The sequence below is a fragment of the Psychroserpens luteolus genome (assembly GCF_021032705.1).
Lineage (GTDB): Bacteria > Bacteroidota > Bacteroidia > Flavobacteriales > Flavobacteriaceae > Psychroserpens > Psychroserpens luteolus.
Window position 1 is genome coordinate 1 of the sequence record NZ_JAHVXI010000039.1, and the last position, 366, is coordinate 366.

Below are 366 nucleotides of genomic sequence, written 5' to 3' on the forward strand. Positions count from 1 at the left end.
GGCATCGCCATGGGCATCATCCCATTCTTCACACGGCTGGCTGGCCGCGCGCAGTCGGGCTTCATGTTCCACTACGCCTTCGCGATGGTCATCGGGGTTGTCGTCTTGATTACATACTTCGCCATATCAGGCGGGGGAGCGGAATAATGTTGAACTCACTTCTGTCGATCATCACCTTCATCCCGCGTTTGGGCGCGGTCATTCTGGCCCTGTTCCTGCGCGGCGATGACGAGGCCGCGCAGCGCAACGCCAAATGGCTGGCGCTGATCGCGACGACGGCGACCTTCCTGGTGTCGATCTTCCTCTATACCGGCTTTGACCCCGCCAACACGGGCTTCCAGTTCGTGGAGGAGCGCGAGTGGATCC

At 60.7% G+C, this 366-nt stretch carries 1 protein-coding gene; it reads left to right on the forward strand.

Annotated features, from left to right (window positions below):
- Nucleotides 1-146: 146 nt before the first annotated feature.
- On the forward strand, nt 147-366 hold a 220-nt coding region (locus tag KWG70_RS17740; RefSeq protein ID WP_230937375.1), incomplete at its 3' end, for a hypothetical protein.